The sequence below is a fragment of the Shimazuella alba genome (assembly GCF_009831235.1).
In the GTDB taxonomy this organism is placed as follows: Bacteria; Bacillota; Bacilli; order Thermoactinomycetales; family Thermoactinomycetaceae; genus Shimazuella; species Shimazuella alba.
Genome location: NZ_WUUL01000007.1, coordinates 72,545 through 89,977, shown reverse-complemented (window position 1 = coordinate 89,977; position 17,433 = coordinate 72,545). Strand labels below are relative to the sequence as shown.

At 39.7% G+C, this 17,433-nt stretch carries 17 protein-coding genes, 1 other RNA gene and 1 other annotated feature; of the genes, 9 read left to right on the top strand and 9 right to left on the bottom strand.

Going from position 1 to position 17,433, the window contains the following annotated elements:
• Positions 1-37 precede the first annotated feature (37 nt).
• A complete protein-coding gene (locus GSM42_RS11720; RefSeq protein ID WP_160801725.1) occupies positions 38-1,165 on the top strand; it encodes a metallophosphoesterase family protein in 1,128 nt (375 codons plus the stop codon).
• A complete protein-coding gene (locus GSM42_RS11715) occupies positions 1,162-3,357 on the top strand; it encodes an ATP-binding protein (protein WP_160801724.1) in 2,196 nt (731 codons plus the stop codon). Before GSM42_RS11720 ends, GSM42_RS11715 begins: the two co-directional genes overlap by 4 nt.
• On the opposite strand, the gene GSM42_RS11710 is transcribed toward GSM42_RS11715, so the two are convergent.
• Positions 3,347-3,712, bottom strand: a complete 366-nt coding sequence (locus GSM42_RS11710) for a group I truncated hemoglobin (protein ID WP_160801723.1) — start codon at positions 3,710-3,712, stop codon at positions 3,347-3,349. The two genes, GSM42_RS11715 and GSM42_RS11710, sit on opposite strands and share 11 nt — an antisense overlap.
• A 99-nt stretch (positions 3,713-3,811) precedes the next feature.
• Positions 3,812-3,973, bottom strand: coding sequence for a hypothetical protein (locus GSM42_RS11705; RefSeq protein ID WP_160801722.1), 162 nt, complete (start codon positions 3,971-3,973; stop codon positions 3,812-3,814).
• A gap of 119 nt (positions 3,974-4,092) precedes the next feature.
• Here GSM42_RS11705 and GSM42_RS11700 point away from each other — a divergent pair, with 119 nt between their 5' ends.
• From GSM42_RS11700 to tkt, 4 genes are all read left to right on the top strand, one after another.
• On the top strand, positions 4,093-4,455 hold the full coding sequence (locus GSM42_RS11700) for a hypothetical protein (RefSeq protein ID WP_160801721.1): 363 nt from the start codon (positions 4,093-4,095) through the stop codon (positions 4,453-4,455).
• Positions 4,456-4,552: 97 nt separating this feature from the next.
• Positions 4,553-6,721: a RelA/SpoT family protein gene (locus GSM42_RS11695; RefSeq protein WP_160801720.1), complete on the top strand. Its 2,169-nt coding sequence runs from the start codon at positions 4,553-4,555 to the stop codon at positions 6,719-6,721.
• A gap of 6 nt (positions 6,722-6,727) precedes the next feature.
• Positions 6,728-7,183, top strand: coding sequence for a D-aminoacyl-tRNA deacylase (gene dtd, locus GSM42_RS11690; RefSeq protein ID WP_160801719.1), 456 nt, complete (start codon positions 6,728-6,730; stop codon positions 7,181-7,183).
• 30 nt (positions 7,184-7,213) lie between these two features.
• Complete coding sequence (gene tkt, locus GSM42_RS11685) at positions 7,214-9,205, top strand: transketolase (protein WP_160801718.1); 1,992 nt, start codon at positions 7,214-7,216, stop codon at positions 9,203-9,205.
• 62 nt (positions 9,206-9,267) lie between these two features.
• Here tkt and GSM42_RS11680 read toward each other — a convergent pair whose 3' ends face one another.
• The 7 genes from GSM42_RS11680 to GSM42_RS11650 form a co-directional block, all read right to left on the bottom strand.
• A complete protein-coding gene (locus GSM42_RS11680; protein WP_160801717.1) occupies positions 9,268-9,507 on the bottom strand; it encodes a hypothetical protein in 240 nt (79 codons plus the stop codon).
• Positions 9,508-10,026: 519 nt separating this feature from the next.
• Positions 10,027-10,314, bottom strand: a complete 288-nt coding sequence (locus GSM42_RS11675) for a hypothetical protein (protein ID WP_160801716.1) — start codon at positions 10,312-10,314, stop codon at positions 10,027-10,029.
• A 90-nt stretch (positions 10,315-10,404) separates the two neighbouring features.
• A complete protein-coding gene (locus GSM42_RS11670) occupies positions 10,405-10,656 on the bottom strand; it encodes a hypothetical protein (RefSeq protein WP_160801715.1) in 252 nt (83 codons plus the stop codon).
• Between the two features lie 148 nt (positions 10,657-10,804).
• Complete coding sequence (locus tag GSM42_RS11665) at positions 10,805-11,161, bottom strand: hypothetical protein (RefSeq protein ID WP_160801714.1); 357 nt, start codon at positions 11,159-11,161, stop codon at positions 10,805-10,807.
• Between the two features lie 85 nt (positions 11,162-11,246).
• Positions 11,247-11,648, bottom strand: a complete 402-nt coding sequence (locus GSM42_RS11660; protein ID WP_160801713.1) for a hypothetical protein — start codon at positions 11,646-11,648, stop codon at positions 11,247-11,249.
• A gap of 264 nt (positions 11,649-11,912) precedes the next feature.
• Positions 11,913-12,266: a hypothetical protein gene (locus GSM42_RS11655; protein ID WP_160801712.1), complete on the bottom strand. Its 354-nt coding sequence runs from the start codon at positions 12,264-12,266 to the stop codon at positions 11,913-11,915.
• A 756-nt stretch (positions 12,267-13,022) separates the two neighbouring features.
• Positions 13,023-13,397 (bottom strand): DUF423 domain-containing protein, encoded by a 375-nt coding sequence (locus GSM42_RS11650; RefSeq protein WP_160801711.1) that lies wholly within the window; start codon positions 13,395-13,397, stop codon positions 13,023-13,025.
• Between the two features lie 254 nt (positions 13,398-13,651).
• Positions 13,652-13,898, top strand: a binding site (T-box leader).
• A gap of 62 nt (positions 13,899-13,960) precedes the next feature.
• On the opposite strand from GSM42_RS11650, the gene hisS reads away from it, so the two are divergent.
• The 3 genes from hisS (at position 13,961) to ssrS (ending at position 17,354) form a co-directional block, all read left to right on the top strand.
• Positions 13,961-15,217, top strand: coding sequence for a histidine--tRNA ligase (gene hisS, locus GSM42_RS11645; RefSeq protein WP_160801710.1), 1,257 nt, complete (start codon positions 13,961-13,963; stop codon positions 15,215-15,217).
• A gap of 3 nt (positions 15,218-15,220) precedes the next feature.
• A complete protein-coding gene (aspS, locus tag GSM42_RS11640; protein ID WP_160801709.1) occupies positions 15,221-16,990 on the top strand; it encodes an aspartate--tRNA ligase in 1,770 nt (589 codons plus the stop codon).
• Between the two features lie 180 nt (positions 16,991-17,170).
• A non-coding RNA gene (gene ssrS, locus GSM42_RS11635) (6S RNA) lies at positions 17,171-17,354 on the top strand.
• The last annotated feature ends 79 nt before the right edge of the window (positions 17,355-17,433 follow it).

Sequence of the window (17,433 nt, the reverse complement as noted above, 5' to 3'; positions counted from 1 at the left end):
TTTGTTTGAATAAAAGAAATCATACATAGGAGGAGTTATGCAAAAAATTTCTTTTGTACATACTGCTGATTTGCATTTAGGAGAACCGGTCAAGGGTTGGAAATGGAGTAAGAAAGACGTATGGATAAGGCAAGAAGAGTATTTGCAAACCTTTCAGCGGATTATAACCTTTGTGGAAGAGTCATCAGTTCCCTTTTTATTAATAGCTGGAGATTTTTTGGAGCATGGTTTTGTTACTACTAGCCTATATCAGTATGTTCTTACCCAATTGGAACGAATTCCTCAAACGCGAGTTTTTATCAGTCCAGGAAACCATGATCCATATCGAGTGGATTCTGTCTACCAACATGAAGAGTGGCCGGAAAATGTTTATATATTCTCAGATAGGTGGGAAACACTTTATTTCCCGGAATATGACCTATCTATATCTGGAAGGGGTTTTGCTGATTTTTCAGATCGGGAAAGTTCTCTTCCTTCCCCCATCCATGATACAACTTATCGTTTATATGTCGTACATGGAGATTTTAAAGAAGATCAATCGATTTATTTTCCAATATTAGAAGACCAGTTGATGGAACATGAAGTTGATTATGTAGCGCTTGGTCACATTCATAAAAGACAAACTTATTGTTTGAAAAACAACAAAGGTACAATTGTACACTACCCCGGTTCTCCAGAAGCAAGAAGCTGGAAAGAGACTGGGGAGCGTTTTATAACATATGGAAAAATGGATGAAAAAGGGGTATTTCTTGAATCGATTCCCATACACACTCGTAAGTATGAACAAGTAGAAATAGACATTTCAGATAGTTTGACACTCAATCGTGTTGAGCAATGTATACAAGCTGCGATAAATAAACTAGCAGAAGATTACATTACAATCCAGCTAACGGGAAGATCCTCGATAGGTACAGACGATAAAAATTGGCTGCGAAAGTTGGAATCGAGGTTATCTCCTATTTATACACGGATCGCTTTAGAAGATTGGACAACACCTGATTATGATCTAAAGCAGTTACGGACCCAACAAAATTTAATAGGAACATTTGTTAAGTTGATGGAACGGCGTATTGCACAAGAGACGGATAAAAAGAGAAAAAGAATGTTACAAGCAGCTTTGTATAAAGGTATCGATGCGATGGAGAGAGAGGCGATCATTCAATGATCATTGAGCGTGTTCATTTTCAAGGCTTCGGTCGTTTTCAAGATCAAACGATACAATTTCAACCTGGGTTAAATGTAATTCAAGCACCAAATGAATCTGGAAAATCGACTTTGTTGCAAGGGATTTTTGCTTTGATGTATGGAGGTGTACAAGAAGGAAGGCGAGTAAGAAGAGAAGCGGATTGGTATTCTGGATATCGCCCATGGATTGCACAACAGTATGGAGGTGAGATTGACTATACACTCCAAAATACTTCCTATCGGCTTGTTCGTAACTTAATAAAGGGAAGAGAGCAGGAACAATTATGGAATCGATTAACTGGTGAGGAGTTACACCATCACTTTTCCTTTGATCAAAGAAAAGAAAGAAAGATAATAGAAACGCAGTTAGGTTTATCAGGGGAATTATTTCAACGTACTGCATACATAGCATCCTATTCAGATACAGGGTCTCTATCCTATAAACAAGAAAAGAAATGGCAGTTAAAATTAACAGAAAAATTAAATAGTCTTCTTGACCAAGGTGATGAAGTGGAATTGACTTCTGTTTTGGGTTATCTAGACGAACAGTTAAATGAAATGGGAAAAACAGAGAATGCGAAGCAAAAGCCGTTTGGCATGTTAATCGAAAAACAACAGAAATTAAGTGAAGAATTGGAAAAAGAACAGGAAACCCAAGCAGAATGTCTTCAGACTCGGGTTGATTTACAGAAATTATGGAGAGAAAAAGAGCAATTGGAACAAGAATATCAGGTATTGTCGGTACAGCATCAGCGAATATCAATTGCATTGCAATGCAAAGCAGAGTGGTATCGATTGGATAAGATAAATGCAGCATTAGAAGAATGGGAAGTAGCAAATCGAAAGCAAATTGCATTACAAGATAAGATCTATCAGTTAGAAGAAAAGAAAAAGCTGTTAGAACCTCCATTTCGTATGCAGATGGAAGATTTAGAAGAATGCAATGGGCTGCATTACCAGCATCAGACATTTGAAAAACGCATTGCTCAACTGGAACACCAGATTCATGAGGAAGAGCAGATGTCTCCTCCTACTTTACCTTGGTGGAAGCCAGTCTATCCGTTTCTAACATATATCGCGTTATTCCTTACGGGCAGCAGCCTATTTTATTCCACTATATTGGGTTTTGTTTTAGGTACCACAACTTTTTTTCTATATACGGTTTCAAAAGTGATACAGGAATGGAATCGAAAACATTATAATCAGAGCAGGTTATGGAGTATCCAGACAAATCGAAAATTATTGGAACAATACCAATTGGAACATAAAGTTTGCAAGGAACGTTTAGAATGGTGGCAACAGAGAGTTGGAACAAATGATCCATCTATTATTCGAAAATGGTGGGATCAAACACAACAAGTGGAAAAGATAGAGTGGGAATTAGACTCATTAACTCGAGAACAACCTATTTTGAAGAAGGGAGAGGGGAAGTACCTGCGCCAGAAATGGGAAGATGGAAAAAGGGAATTAATCACAAAATATAAAGGAGCTTTTTGTGATATTACAGATAAACAAGTAGATAGTGAAAGCCTTGTGCTCTCTAGAGAAACAGTACACAAGTCGATGCAATTAAACAGCATGCAGATAGGGGAGAAACAGAACAGCTTACAGGAATTAGAGAGTCGATTGAAAGAAATAGAACAGCTTCATATGGAATGGGAGCGAGTGAGTAGCGAACTCGAGAGAGTGAAAGAAGAGAAAGAAGCTATTCGTGTTGCTCAAGAAGTATTACAAGAAGCTTACCGCAGTAGGCAAGGTAATGTTGCTCCCATTTTGCAACAAATCTCGTCGTCATGGATTAGGACCGTAACGAATAAAAGATATGATTGTCTTTTTGCTGATTTTACAGGAGATGGTTTAAGTGCAAGGATTCCAGAAACCGGAAGAAAAGAAAAGATCGATCAATTGAGTACGGGTACCCTTATGCAGATGGTTTTTGCTTTAAAGATGTCCATTGTACAGTACATTTCATCTGAATCCAATCAGCAGCTTCCAATCTTACTAGATGATTGTTTTGTATACTATGACAGCGATCGCTTAGCATCGATTCTTCCCTTAATAGGAAAACTATCTCAAACTCATCAAATCTTGCTATGTACCTGCCATACAAGAGAGATGGAGCAATTAAATCAGCTGCGACAGACCTATCATGCTGTTTCTCTTATTTCATAACGATGTGAGGCTTTACACCGCGGAGTAAGGCCTCGACTTTTGCCATTAGGCGAATAGGTGTATTATATTTTTTCATTGCTTTTTTAAAATGAGTTACTGCTCGCTCGTATGCTTCCGAAGAGATATAAAGACCTTTATGAATTTCTCTCATATTTTTACCATGGTAACGGTTTGGGCCCCCGAAAAGATAGATGATAAGCAAAGTCATTTGGCCGATTCGTAAATGGTTTAAATTCACATCTTGGAAATAGTGTGCTAATTTTTCATCTGTCACTAAAAGATGGTGAAACTCATGTACGATTGCTGCAATGGTTTTTTCACCACCAAAACTATCATAGATGCTTTCGTCTTCCATTTTTGCTGTTCCCTCATCCCTATATGGATACAAAATTTGTAATTTTTTTGTAAATGAAGTAGAAAAGTCCCTTGATAGGGACTATTTCTATTGAAATTATTATTCTTTTTCTTTATTAGAATCTCCTGCTTGGCTATACATTTCAAAAAGTGCATTTTGTACTTTTTTTACAGCATGATCTTCTCCCGTTAATTCTGCTGAAAACTCAGTATCAGTTTCATTCTGTTTCTTTTTGTTCACTGCTTTTTCATCCGGATTCATACTCTCACCTCCAATATGCGTTAACATTTCACAGCAAAGAAAAACTATGCACCTTGCAAAAGAATTAGGCTAAGAACATAATGGAGTAGTAAAAATGTGATAGTAAGGAGAGTAGCCCCGTGCAATGGTTATCTGATTTTTTATTTGCATTTATTGGTGGATTTGCCCGTATTTTTATAGCTTCTTTTTTTCTTTGGATGGTCGGAGTCGTAGGTCTATTGTTTATGGAGCTTTTTAATAATGCAGAATTCGTATTTAAAGCTTATCTGCAAAAAGTATGGAGGATCTTGATACTTTCTTTTCAAATAGCGGGGTATGGTAGTGTAGTAGTAGGGCTAATTTTAATGTTTATGACTAAGGAATATCTCACCAATTCCTTGATAACGATAGATGGGATCTTGTTGTCTATCCTTTATTTCAATTTACGACGTCGACTCGGTAGCATGGATGGGACAAAAAAAGACAAACAAGAAAATAGTTGAGAATTCCATTTGCGAGTACGGTATGGTTTGTATTTACATTTTTAAATGTTTGTAGGATAATATTCGTTAAAACATTTTTGGGTAAGTGGTGAAATTGATGGTACTAGTTCAAGAGCTGTTTCAAAAAGCTGCTACTTATCTCCCTCCAGAAGATATAGTGAAACTTGAAAAAGCTTATCAATATGCAGAAAAAGCACATGATGGGCAACTGCGTAAATCAGGCGAGCCATATATATTGCATCCGATTGCAGTTACCGAGATACTGATGGATTTACACATGGATACAGCTACCTTAATTGCGGGTTTGCTACATGATGTAGTGGAAGATACAGGGGTTACTCTTGCTCAAATAAATGAGGAATTTGGCGAGACAGTAGCATCAATGGTAGATGGTCTGACCAAGTTAAAAAAAGAATTTAAATTTCGTTCTAATGCTGAGCACCAAGCGGAAAACTATCGAAAGATGTTTATCGCTATGGCAAAAGATGTGCGAGTTGTACTCTGCAAACTCGCGGATCGACTCCATAATTTGCGAACACTTCAACATTTGCCAGAAGAAAAACAGAGAAAAAAAGCAGAAGAAACGTTAGAAATATTTGCTCCCTTGGCTCATCGACTGGGAATATCCAAAATCAAGTGGGAGTTAGAAGATCGTTCGCTTCGTTATTTAAATCCTCAACAGTACTATAAAATTGTTTCCATGATGAAGAAAAAACGGACGGAACGGGAAGAGTTTTTGGGCGAAATCATCCAAACATTGTACGATAAATTCGAAGAGATGGATCTGAATGTAGAAGATATTTCTGGTCGACCAAAACATATTTACAGTATATATCGGAAGATGAAAACACAGCACAAACAATTCCATGAGATTTACGATCTGATGGCTGTTCGTGTAATTGTAAACTCTGTTCGAGATTGCTACGCTGTATTAGGTATGATCCACACCATGTGGAAACCAATGCCAGGGCGTTTTAAAGATTATATAGCAATGCCAAAAACAAATATGTATCAGTCTCTTCATACAACTGTTTTAGGTCCAAAAGGGGAACCAATTGAGGTTCAAATTCGAACGATGGAGATGCACCGGATTGCAGAATATGGAATCGCAGCACACTGGGCTTATAAAGAAGGTGCACCAGCAACGGGAAAACCACAACAAACTTTCTCAGATAAGTTGAAATGGTTTCGGGAAATGATGGAGTTGCAATCAGAATCCCGTGATGCAGAAGAATTTGTAGAAAGCTTGAAAATGGATTGGTTTACGGATACCGTTTTTGTATTTACACCGAAAACGGATGTAATTGAATTGCCAGCTGGTGCGGTGCCGCTTGATTTTGCTTATCGAATTCACACAGAGGTTGGAAATAAATGTGTAGGGGCAAAGGTGAATGGGAATATTGTCCCATTGGATTATAAACTGCAAACTGGAGATAAAGTACAAGTTCTTACATCCAAACATAGTTATGGTCCCAGTCAAGATTGGTTAAAATTGGTTAAAACTTCCCATGCGCGCAATAAGATAAGAAGTTGGTTTAAAACACAGCGAAGAGAAGAAAGTATCACCAAAGGGAAAGAAATGGTGGAAGCACTTCTCAAAAAGCATGATTATGATATCAATGAGGCGATGAAATCAGAGAAGATGACAGAAGTCTGCAAGCGATTTAATTTTCCAAATGCAGATGAAATGTTAGCAGCAGTTGGATATGGTGGAATTTCGACAGCTCAGGTTGTGCATCGTTTGACTACTGGTATGCGAGAAGAGTTGCCTGCTATCGTTCCAGAATCCAAAACAGCCCCCCCTCGTCGTCGCCGTTTGGATGTTGGGGTACGTGTTATTGGGGTGGAAAATGTTTTAGTCAGGCTCTCTCGTTGTTGCCATCCAGTACCTGGTGAGGAAATAGGTGGATTTGTTACGAGAGGCAGAGGAGTGTCAATTCACCGAGTTGATTGTCCTAATTTACAAAGTGTAGAATTGGATAGAAGAGTAGAAGTAGAGTGGGAAGGCGAACCAGCTAAATCTTACCAAGTAGATATCGAAGTATCCGGATATGATCGACTTGGACTATTAAATGATGTACTCCAAGCTGTGAATGATACCAAAGCAAATTACATTAATGTGAATGCAAAAGTACATCCAAAAGGTTTTGCAAGTATCCAATTGACGGTTGCGATCCGTAATATCCATCATCTTCGATCTGTTGTGGAGAGGGTAAAAAGCGTTCGTGATATTTATAGTGTACAAAGAACGATTGGACAAGGATGATTTCGTGTGCGAGTTTTGTTACAAAGAGTAAAAAATGCAAGTGTTACAGTAGAAGGGAATGTTGTAGGAGCCATTGATCATGGGCTCCTTTTATTTGTTGGCTTTACTGAGGGAGATAGTGAGAAAGAAATCGCATATTTGGCAGAAAAAATTATTCATCTGCGAATATTCGAAGACGCAGAAGGAAAAATGAATCAATCATTAAAAGATGTCAAAGGAAGTATTCTCTCTGTTTCGCAATTTACCTTATATGGTGATTGTCGCAAAGGTAGACGACCAAATTTTATGGCAGCAGCTAAACCTGAGGAAGCAGTGTCCCTTTATAAAAAATGGAATGAAGTACTTCGTTCAAAAGAGTTACAGGTTGAGACAGGTAAGTTTGGAGCAATGATGGATGTCCAGTTAGTAAATGACGGTCCTGTGACCCTGTTTTTGGATAGTTTGTCGTTCCCCGTGCTATAATGAGAAATGAGAAAAAGGAGGATTTTTTTTATGACAATCGATCAACTCTCGATAAATACAATAAGAATGTTGTCCATTGACCAAATTGAACAAGCAAATTCAGGACATCCTGGTTTACCAATGGGTGCAGCTCCTATGGCATATACGTTGTGGGCAAAGCAGTTAAAACATAACCCAGCAAACCCTGATTGGTACAATCGTGATCGCTTTATTTTATCCGCAGGACATGGTTCTGCATTGTTGTATAGCTTGCTTCATTTATTCGAATATGGACTGACAATAGATGATCTTAAAAATTTTCGTCAATGGGGAAGTTTAACTCCTGGGCATCCAGAAGTAAAACATACTGTAGGGGTAGAAGCTACTACAGGACCACTAGGTCAAGGTATCGCAAATGCTGTAGGGGTAGCAATGGCGGAACGTCATTTAGCTGCAACATACAATCGTGAAGGATATGAAGTGATCGACCATTTTACATATGCATTATGCGGTGATGGAGACTTGATGGAGGGTATTGCCCAAGAAGCAGCTTCTCTAGCAGGTCATTTGCAACTTGGTAAATTAATCATGTTATACGATTCCAATAGCATATCTTTGGATGGTGATTTGTCAAAATCATTCTCTGAACAAACGTCGAAACGCTTTGAAGCCAATGGATGGCAAGTGCTCCATGTAGAAGATGGAAACGATATTGCTGCCATCAATAGAGCGATAACAGAAGCAAAGCAAGATACTTCGAAACCAACATTGATTGAAGTTCGTACGGTGATTGGTTTCGGTAGTCCAAATCGTGCAGGTACATCCGAAGCTCACGGGAAACCACTAGGTGCAGATGAAATTGCTGGAGTTCGTCAAGCATATGATTGGACAAATGAGTCACCTTTCCATGTTCCAAGTGAGGCTGCTGATAACTTTTCCTCAATTGTAAAAGAATTGGGTAAAGCGGAAGATGAATGGAATAACTTGTTTGCTAACTATGCAAAAAAATATCCAATTGAAGCAAATCAACTAAAGCAAGCATTTTCTAGAGAATTACTTACGGATTGGGAAAAACATCTACCGACATTTGAAGCCGATGAAAAAGGGATCGCTACTCGTGCTGCCTCCGGTAAAACTTTGCAAGTATTAGCAAAAGAAGTCCCCACACTTTTTGGTGGTTCTGCTGACCTAGCTTCTTCCAATAGCACGGAAATGAAGGATTATCCTGCTTTTGGTGCGGAAGATTATGCTGGACGCAATATTTGGTTTGGAGTTCGGGAACACGCGATGGGTGCTGCTTTAAATGGGATGGCCTTACATGGAGGACTGCATGTATTTGGTGCAACATTCTTGGTATTCTCTGATTACCTGCGTCCTTCGATCCGTCTTGCAGCTTTATCCCAATTGCCAGTGACGTATGTATTTACCCATGACAGTGTTGCGGTTGGGGAAGATGGTCCTACCCATGAACCTGTTGAGCACATCCCATCACTACGTTTGATCCCAGGATTAAAAGTAGTACGCCCTGCAGATGCCAATGAAACGGTAGCAGCCTGGGAGTATGCATTGAAATCCCAAGATCATCCAGTTGCTTTGATCTTAAGCAGACAAAACCTACCAGTGCTAGCTGGGACAGTTGGCAAAAAAGGTGAAATAGTAAAGCAAGGTGCTTACGTTGTTTCTCCTGCTGCAGGTGAAGAAAAAGGGGTATTGATCGCGACTGGCTCTGAAGTGAGCTTAGCTGTAAAAGCACAAAAAGTGTTAGCGGACAAAGGAATACATGTACGAGTTGTGAGCATGCCTTGCCGTGAAAACTTTGATCAGTTAACCAAAGCTGAAAAAGAAAGCATCATCCCATCTCATCTTTCAGCGAGAGTTGCTATTGAAGCAGCTCATCCGATGGGTTGGGATAAATACGTTGGAGATAAAGGGACTGTGATCGGGATCGATCATTTTGGTGCATCAGCTCCTGGGAACTTATTGCTAGAGAAGTTTGGATTTAATGTGGATAATGTGGTTGAGCAGTTAGAAAAATTGCTTTAGAATCAATAATGAGGAGTGCCCGATCTTATAATCAAGATCGGGCACTTCTTGTTTCTAGGAGGTTACCTGCGCTTCATGCCACAGAAAACCTCCAAGAACGGCATAAGAGGCTTGATGTGCCTCTCGACAGGACCTGAGAGGATGCGCTGGCACTCCTTGACCTCAGGTGAATCTGGATTCTTTTGATAAGCGGCAAAGATCTCGTCTGACCACTTCCGGATATCTGCTGGAGATGCCTTAGACCGCGAACCCTCCACGATCGCCTGAGCGATCTTTCTTGCCTTGTTCTCGAGTTCACTCATGTTGGGTCCTTTGTCTCTAGTATGGGACCTGACAAGAAAATTATATCGTAATATTCCAATGTTGAAAATACCTGTGAATATGAAGTCACGCCTAGTCATTTCATCGACTAGGCGTGATCATTCTTCTGTTAAAGAAGAATTAAATTTTTCGTTTTTACTTTACAATTCCAGCCTGTACAAGTATCTGATATGCTGTGGCTATGGAACTGTTCTTACTGTTGTTTTGATAAGCAGTTAGGATTTCGTTTCGCCAAACTTCGTGTTCTCCCATCTGATGACGGCAGTTTTTGTTGGAAGAACAGTTCAAAAGCTTCTTAGCCTTTAGGATGTAATTGTTAGACATTGCTTTTCCTAACCACTCGAAAACACTTACGAAAATAATTATATAGGAAATCACTGTAAGTTTGAAAGTTTTTTTGTAATTTTTTTTGAATACAATAAAATCTATTAAATGTAAAATAATACTTCTTTGAAAAACGCGAACCGCCCTGCTAAACTTTTCGTTAGCAGGGCAGCTAATTAGACCATTATCCACTCATGGAAAATATCGTCTTCTGAGATATAGGGGATGGGAACAGGTCGAGAGCAGTGTGAAGTGTTTCGGAAACAAGTGAAGGTAACTTCACCGTGTTCCACTTCCGCGACCCACCGCTTGCCTCCTTGAATCTCAAAACGATTTTTCTGTTTTGAATAAGTGAGATGGTCGAAAGACCCATTCTTTTTCAAAGCTTTTGCCAACTCCGGCGTTACCTTGACAGAAATATGATGTTCTGTGAGCCATTGGTTCAGTTCATCAAAGAGATTCACTGTTTCACTCTTTCTCTATAGAAAACAAGACTTCTTATTTTAACATTGTAAAATGAGCAGTGCCAAGTCGTTTTTGACTTGGCACTATTGTCAGCCCCAGCAGATGTTGTGTCGCCGGAGGAGAGCTCTGTTTCGGATGTAAATTTGCTTGACATGTCTTATCACAGCATCAGGATTGGCTGGATTGATTTGATGCTTTATCGCATCATCAATATCTTTCAGATATGCCTGCAAATCTTCCCGACTAAGCTCCGCCTTCCCTTGATAGTGAAGTACCACTGCATGGGCTTTTTGGACCGTATTTGGTCTCGTTAACGCCTTCCATATTTCTTGTGGCTTCATGATAACTTCCAATTGAAATAGAGGCCTTTATCTATTATCTATCATACTTTACAAATAAAATGAAGGCATGGCTGAATAGTTGAACCAAACAAAATGACGACACCCTGTTCTCATAAAAGAGAACAGGGTGTTTATTGTACCGAACGTATTACCAACCGTGACCAAGATCAGAAAGGGTAATATGCTTCTGCATCTGAACCTTGGAGGCCACTTTGAGCGGCTTCTGTCCATAGCAGGTCAGCGTACAAAAAATATACACAACATCCTTGATCTTCTGGATGCTCCATGTCTTGGTGGCGATGGGACCGGCGGAAACTGCCTTGATTTCAAGCAGATTTTCTGTGGTTGTGATCGAAAACTGATCGAGTACTACCTTGTCATACGAAAGATTTTGACTAAAGACTTCCAAGTCCTTTTCCGAAATAGAAAAGGGGAAGTGATGAGATGCAAACCAGCCGCGGACAGTCTCTGTCTCTTCTCGGCAAAAAGTTGCAAAATCACGCACGGTCTTCTCTTTCTGTGTGTTTGGTTTGGAAAGCAGTGGTGCTCGGCTATGTATCTAAACATAGTCGAGCACCTATGGACTCGTGTTACTTAGCCCATTTGTAACCGATCAGTTTGACCGGGAACGTGTCATAGCGGTTCTGGAAGTCCACGTCCGGATTCTGCGGATACTTGTAGGGGTCAGCAGTACGAGTACAGAGAGTGACTCGTCCATTCTTTGACGCCTTCAGTTCCCACACTCGCTTCACCAGAATGGTATCACCCACCTGATACACGGCATAGACCTGAAAAGTACTCTTGTCTACGTGTTCGAAAGTCGGACCACTCAGGATGATCTTGCTACCTTTGTAGTTGTAGGTGATTTCTGTTTCGAATGCCTTCAGATGCTTTGCGGTGAGCTGTTCACCAGACTCCAGACCAGTGAGCTCGATCTCGTTGTCCTCGAAGAACTTCTGGAGCTGCGCTGCATCGCTAGCAGTAATAGTCACCGTTGTACCTTTCTCTATATGGATGGTTTCTTACGGTGTTGGGAGCATTATAACATGAGTTTTTGTAATATTTATGTAAAAGGATTGTTAAGATTATATTTTTCTATCGGTATAATGTTGTTGAAATTTGGTAATTCGAGTTGGAGGAAAAGTAATTTATCTAGGGGAGAGTATTTTGTTTTTTGATGATTAATTTTACAAAAAATTAATATTAGAAAAATTAGGACCCGGCTTTGTATCTAAGCCGGGTGGAGTTATGTTAAATCACCAAACAATGTCTTTTAGATTGTGAATGGTCTTTGTTTCTTTTTGCCATTTCTGATTATAGATACGTGTGCTACAAAGATTTTTTAACTTGTTTCCAGACGTCTGGATAGACCAGAATTTGGTCACGAATACCTTTCCCTTTCGTCGACCCTTCGCAGTTACTTGAAGAGTAGATGCGTCCTTGACTCGTACCGAAAATTCAGTTAATTCTACTACTTCTCCCGGTTTACCAGCTTGATACTGGAGGTTTCGCGCGAAGGTTTCAGCAGTGATTTTTAGTCTACTACCTTGAATTTGTAGCCATTGATTGATTGCTTGTACACCTGCATCGAGGAATTGGGTTTGATTCACCGTTTTCTTCTTTCTACTATATGAACGATGTAAGGTTATTGTAGCATGAGAATCGATGGGATTGATGTAAAGGCTTTGTTAAAATAGGTTATTCCTATTGGAAAAGTTAAATTAAAAATAAAGCTCTTGAATAAAAGGGATTTATAGCGATAAACAATACAGAATACAATATATAACACCAAAAGTTAATATAAGGTAGTGAACTAGCATTTATGCAAATGTGAATTTTTATACAAAACGAACGAGTGCCTAGTCTGTGTCTTTCACACACAAACTAGGCACTTTTTCAGCTCTTACCAACTCCAAATCGAAGCGAACTCCTGATATGTAAACTTATCCTTTACATAGGATACGTTACGAGTGGAAACGCATTTTCCCTTTGAGGAGAAGGTTTCAGCAATGATTTGAATCTTATGGGGCTCTACGTTGAGAATCCACTTTTTTGTCCCCGTGACCTTACCATTTTTTTCTCCGATAAGAGTCACTACCAAAATAGTCTTTTTTTGATAAAGGGACACAGATGTAAGCCTGAAATTCAACCTTTCACCCGGATAGCACACTTCTTCCAAACAATTTCTCACCGTCTGTGGGGTGATGAAGAAGGGGATCTCATTATGGTCCAGCCATTCGTTGAAGGAATCAACATACAGATCCAAGGTGATGTTAAGCAGAGCCATTTTGTATCTCTCATTCTTTCTCTAGAAAGCGAATCCTTTGCATGATTATACTATGTATATTATAAAAATTCAATTCCAGCTACGGGATTAATTTTGAAACTGCCACTGCGTAACAAATCCAACCTCCAATAAAGGCAACTCCCCCGATTGGAGTGATCGCCCCAAGTACTTTTACATTTGTCAGTACCATCACATACAAACTTCCTGAGAAGAATAATATCCCTACAACGATCAACCATCCAGCAGTGGTAAGCAGTCCGCTATTACCAAATTTTGCAATCGTCAATCCGATGATGATGATTGCTAGTGCATGCACAATATGATAATGTGCGCCAGTTTGCCAATTCGCCAGCATTTTTTCGGTAACTTTTCCTGTCAGACCATGAGCTCCGAATGCACCAATTGCTACGGCAAGTGCCATTAAAATACTACCCAGCATCAAAAATAGTTTCATCTTTATCTCTCACCTTCGATTTTCATTTGCTCGGAAATATTGTAGCACAAGTGGATTTTAATAAAAATGTTAGCGGTTTCACAAATGAAATTATTTAGACACATAATAGACAAACTTAATAACGTTTACATTGTAAATTTATCGCTCGGATTTGCTTGACACTGCAACATAATCTTCATATAATCTTAAACAAACAAAGATAATACTTTGTTTCACATACTTACTTCATCGCACTAATTCATTCAACTACATACTTACCACCAATGATGGGAATAGTAATCGAACAACGAACAAAAGAGAGGGGAACTCATAGGCTGTAAAGTTCTCCAGTGACGATTCGATGAAAGACACCCAGAGGTTCTAGTGCGAAACCATAAATGGAAGTAGAGCTAGACGCTTCTCCAGCGATAATGGATAAGAGTGGAAAACTTTTTATCTGTTTTCAATTAGGGTGGTACCACGGGTTTTTAAAAGATTGTTTACCAATCTCTCGTCCCTGACAATTAGGTCAGTGGCGGGAGATTTTTTAATTTCATTCATTCTACTAAAAGGAGGTTTGCAACATGGGTATTCCACGCGGTACATATGATATCTTGCCAAACGAGGTGGTTACTTGGCATTACCTTGAGAAAATCGCAAGACAGTTATGTGAAAGATATGCTTACGAAGAAATACGAACCCCAATCTTCGAGGAAACTGCTCTATATGAACGAGGGGTTGGGGAAACAACCGATATTGTGGAGAAAGAAATGTATAGTTTCACAGATCGAAAAAATCGATCTTTGACTCTTCGTCCAGAAGGAACAGCAGGTGTTGTTCGTTCTTTTGTGGAGAATAAAGTATACGCAGAATTGCAGCCGACAAAATGGTATTACTTTGGTCCTATGTTTCGTTATGAGCGTCCACAAGCAGGAAGGTATCGCCAGTTTCACCAGTTTGGCGTAGAAGTGTTTGGCAGTGATGATCCAGCAATAGACGCAGAAGTTATTTCTCTTGGACTTGAGTTCTATCGTTCGCTTGGAATCGAGGGTGTACGTGTTGGAATAAACAATGTTGGAAATCCTGAAATTCGTGCGAAATATTTTGAGAAGCTGATCGAGTACTTCACGCCTTTTGAAGCTGAATTAGACACGGATGCAAAGTCACGACTTTATCGCAATCCGATGAGAATATTAGACAGTAAACATAAACGGACACAAGAGATCGCAACAGAGGCTCCTTCTATCTTGGATTTTCTTGACAAAGAAAGTATGGAAAATCTGGAGCAAGTCAAATTTTATTTAGAAGAACTTCAAGTGCCGTATGATGTGAACAATCGATTGGTTCGAGGCTTGGATTACTATACACAGACTGCATTTGAGTACATGGTAGAGGAACTGGGGGCACAGGCGAGTACCATCGGTGGCGGTGGTCGCTACAATGGCTTGGTAAAAGAACTTGGTGGCCCAGAAGTTTCGGGGATAGGTTTTGGAATTGGTTTGGAGCGAGTATTGCTTGCTTTAAAACAGCAAAATGTGTCTATTCCAACAGCGGCCCCGCTTGATTGCTTTCTTGTTTCTATGGGGGAAGAAGCAAAAAAAGCTTCTGTTCGTATTTTGGGAGAACTTCGCAAGGCTGGTTTAAAGGCAGAACGTGACTACTTAGATCGCAAATTAAAAGCACAACTGAAAACGGCAAATCGCCTAAATGCACGTTATGTAGTGATTTTAGGTGAAGAAGAATTGGCTAATAATCAAATTCAAATCAAACAGATGGAAACAGGTGAACAAACATCCATAGCAATGGATAAATTGGTCTCCTATTTACTGGAGGGGAAGTAAGCGATGTTTCGTACGCATTATATCGATTCGTGTGTAAATGCATTAGAACAACAAGTAACAATTAATGGATGGGTTCAGTCACGTCGTGACTTAGGTGGTGTGATTTTTTTAGATATTCGTGATCGTACAGGCACGATGCAAGTAGTCTTTAATCCAGATATTTCAGCGGAAGCGATCAGTATTGCGGATCAAGTGAGAAGTGAATATGTTGTTTCGATCACAGGGACAGTAGTGAAGCGTTCTGCTGATACTGTGAATCCAAATATTCTCACCGGTGAATTAGAGATAAAAGGAGAGCAAATCCATCTGTTTAACGCTGCAAAAACTCCTCCTTTTCCCATTCAAGATCGTGTGGATGTAGATGAGAATGTTCGTTTAAAGTACCGCTACCTTGATTTGCGTCGTCCGAAAATGCAAGAAACTATGATGCTTCGCCACAAAGCGATGCAAGTAGTACGTCGATTTTTGGATGGTCAAGGGTTTGTAGAGTTAGAGACACCAATTCTTACCAAAAGCACACCTGAAGGTGCTCGGGACTATCTGGTTCCAAGTAGAATTCACAAAGGTGAATTTTATGCTTTACCTCAATCGCCACAGCTGTTTAAACAATTGTTTATGGTAGCTGGGATGGAACGTTATTTCCAAATCGCACGTTGTTTCCGTGATGAAGACTTGCGATCGGATCGTCAACCGGAGTTCACTCAGATTGACTTAGAGATGTCATTTTTACCCTTAGAAGACTTGTTTTCGATGATGGAAGAAATGTTTGTTACTCTCTGGAAAGAAACTCTTGATATTGATGTACCTCGTCCATTCCCACGAATCCCTTATAAAGAAGCGATGGACAGATATGGTTCGGATAAACCAGATTTGCGGTTTGAGATGGAATTGATAGATGTTACTTCGGCATTATCGCAAAATACCTTTCAAGTTTTCCAAAATGCGATCCAATCTGGTGGAGTGCTAAAAGCGATTGTGGTGTCTGGCAAAGCAGACTGGAGCCGGAAAGAAGTAGAAAAATGGATCGGCGAAGCGCAAGATATTGGAGCAAAAGGACTAGCTTGGTTGGCTTTGAAACCAGAAGGAGTAAAGGGGTCTGTTGCTAAATTTGTATCAGAAGAAGAAATTACGAAAATAAAAGCATTAACAGGTGCTACAACTGGGGATGTCATCTATATCATGGCTGATAAATCTGCTGTTGTTGCAAGTGTTATGGGTGAATTGCGCTTACGCCTAGCTCGTGCACTTGATCTAATTGATGAAAGTAAATTTGTTTTTGCGTGGATTACGGAGTTCCCATTATTTGAATACGATGAGGAATTAGGTCGTCATGTTCCAGCGCATCACCCATTTACTATGCCTGTGGAAGAAGATATTCCATTGCTTGATACAGACCTAGGTGCGGTTCGCTCTCAAGCTCATGACTTAGTATTGAATGGGTACGAACTATCTAGTGGTAGTCAACGTATTTACAACCGTGATTTACAGATGAAAATGTTTGATCTGCTTGGAATCAGTCAAGAAGAGGCTCAAGCAAAGTTTGGTTTCTTGTTGGATGCATTTGAGTATGGTGCTCCTCCACATGGTGGAATGGCATTTGGTTTTGATCGTATCATTATGTTACTTGCAGGAAGACAAAACCTTCGCGAATGTATTGCATTTCCAAAAACAGCGAGCGCTCGTTGCTTGATGACAGATGCACCTTCAGAGGTGGATGAGAAGCAATTAGCTGACTTGCATATCAAAATATCAAACAAGCAAGCGGTTCGATAAAGATTTAAACTCTAGATATTTTTTTAAAAAGCCAAGGTGACAAATCTTGGCTTTTTTCGATAAAATAACGGTTTTTTATTTATTAGTAAGAAAAGTTTGATAATAACACAAAAAAATAAAGCGTTTTCATTCCGTTTTGGTTGCCTTCTGGTAATCTTTGTGCTACTATAAATGTATTAAAAGACCCTGCGATGTGCGAGGGCCACCGAAGTTTTGAGCCAACACATTTTCTGCGGGAGCTTGGGTCATCTATTGGATTGGGAGCCTTTATTAGGAGGATCTATGAACATAGGTGCAAAGCACCCACCTGCTTTTGAATACGAGCAGGTTCAAAACTTAGGAGCCACGGCATAACGGGGCTTTTTTCGTTTGTAATTAATAGGTATTGCTTAGTGGACAGGAAATACATTTCGATTGAGCAATCATACTTTTGGAGATATAAT

Bases quoted from the DNA above. Each gene is read 5' to 3' on its own strand.
- GSM42_RS11695 (WP_160801720.1), top strand. From the start codon at position 4,553: ATGGTACTAGTTCAAGAGCTGTTTCAAAAAGCTGCTACTTATCTCCCT.
- aspS (WP_160801709.1), top strand. From the start codon at position 15,221: ATGTTTCGTACGCATTATATCGATTCGTGTGTAAATGCATTAGAACAA.
- GSM42_RS11710 (WP_160801723.1), bottom strand. From the start codon at position 3,712: ATGGAAGACGAAAGCATCTATGATAGTTTTGGTGGTGAAAAAACCATT.
- hisS (WP_160801710.1), top strand. From the start codon at position 13,961: ATGGGTATTCCACGCGGTACATATGATATCTTGCCAAACGAGGTGGTT.
- GSM42_RS11705 (WP_160801722.1), bottom strand. From the start codon at position 3,973: ATGAATCCGGATGAAAAAGCAGTGAACAAAAAGAAACAGAATGAAACT.
- GSM42_RS11670 (WP_160801715.1), bottom strand. From the start codon at position 10,656: ATGAAGCCACAAGAAATATGGAAGGCGTTAACGAGACCAAATACGGTC.
- GSM42_RS11680 (WP_160801717.1), bottom strand. From the start codon at position 9,507: ATGAGTGAACTCGAGAACAAGGCAAGAAAGATCGCTCAGGCGATCGTG.
- tkt (WP_160801718.1), top strand. From the start codon at position 7,214: ATGACAATCGATCAACTCTCGATAAATACAATAAGAATGTTGTCCATT.
- GSM42_RS11650 (WP_160801711.1), bottom strand. From the start codon at position 13,397: ATGAAACTATTTTTGATGCTGGGTAGTATTTTAATGGCACTTGCCGTA.
- GSM42_RS11720 (WP_160801725.1), top strand. From the start codon at position 38: ATGCAAAAAATTTCTTTTGTACATACTGCTGATTTGCATTTAGGAGAA.
- GSM42_RS11715 (WP_160801724.1), top strand. From the start codon at position 1,162: ATGATCATTGAGCGTGTTCATTTTCAAGGCTTCGGTCGTTTTCAAGAT.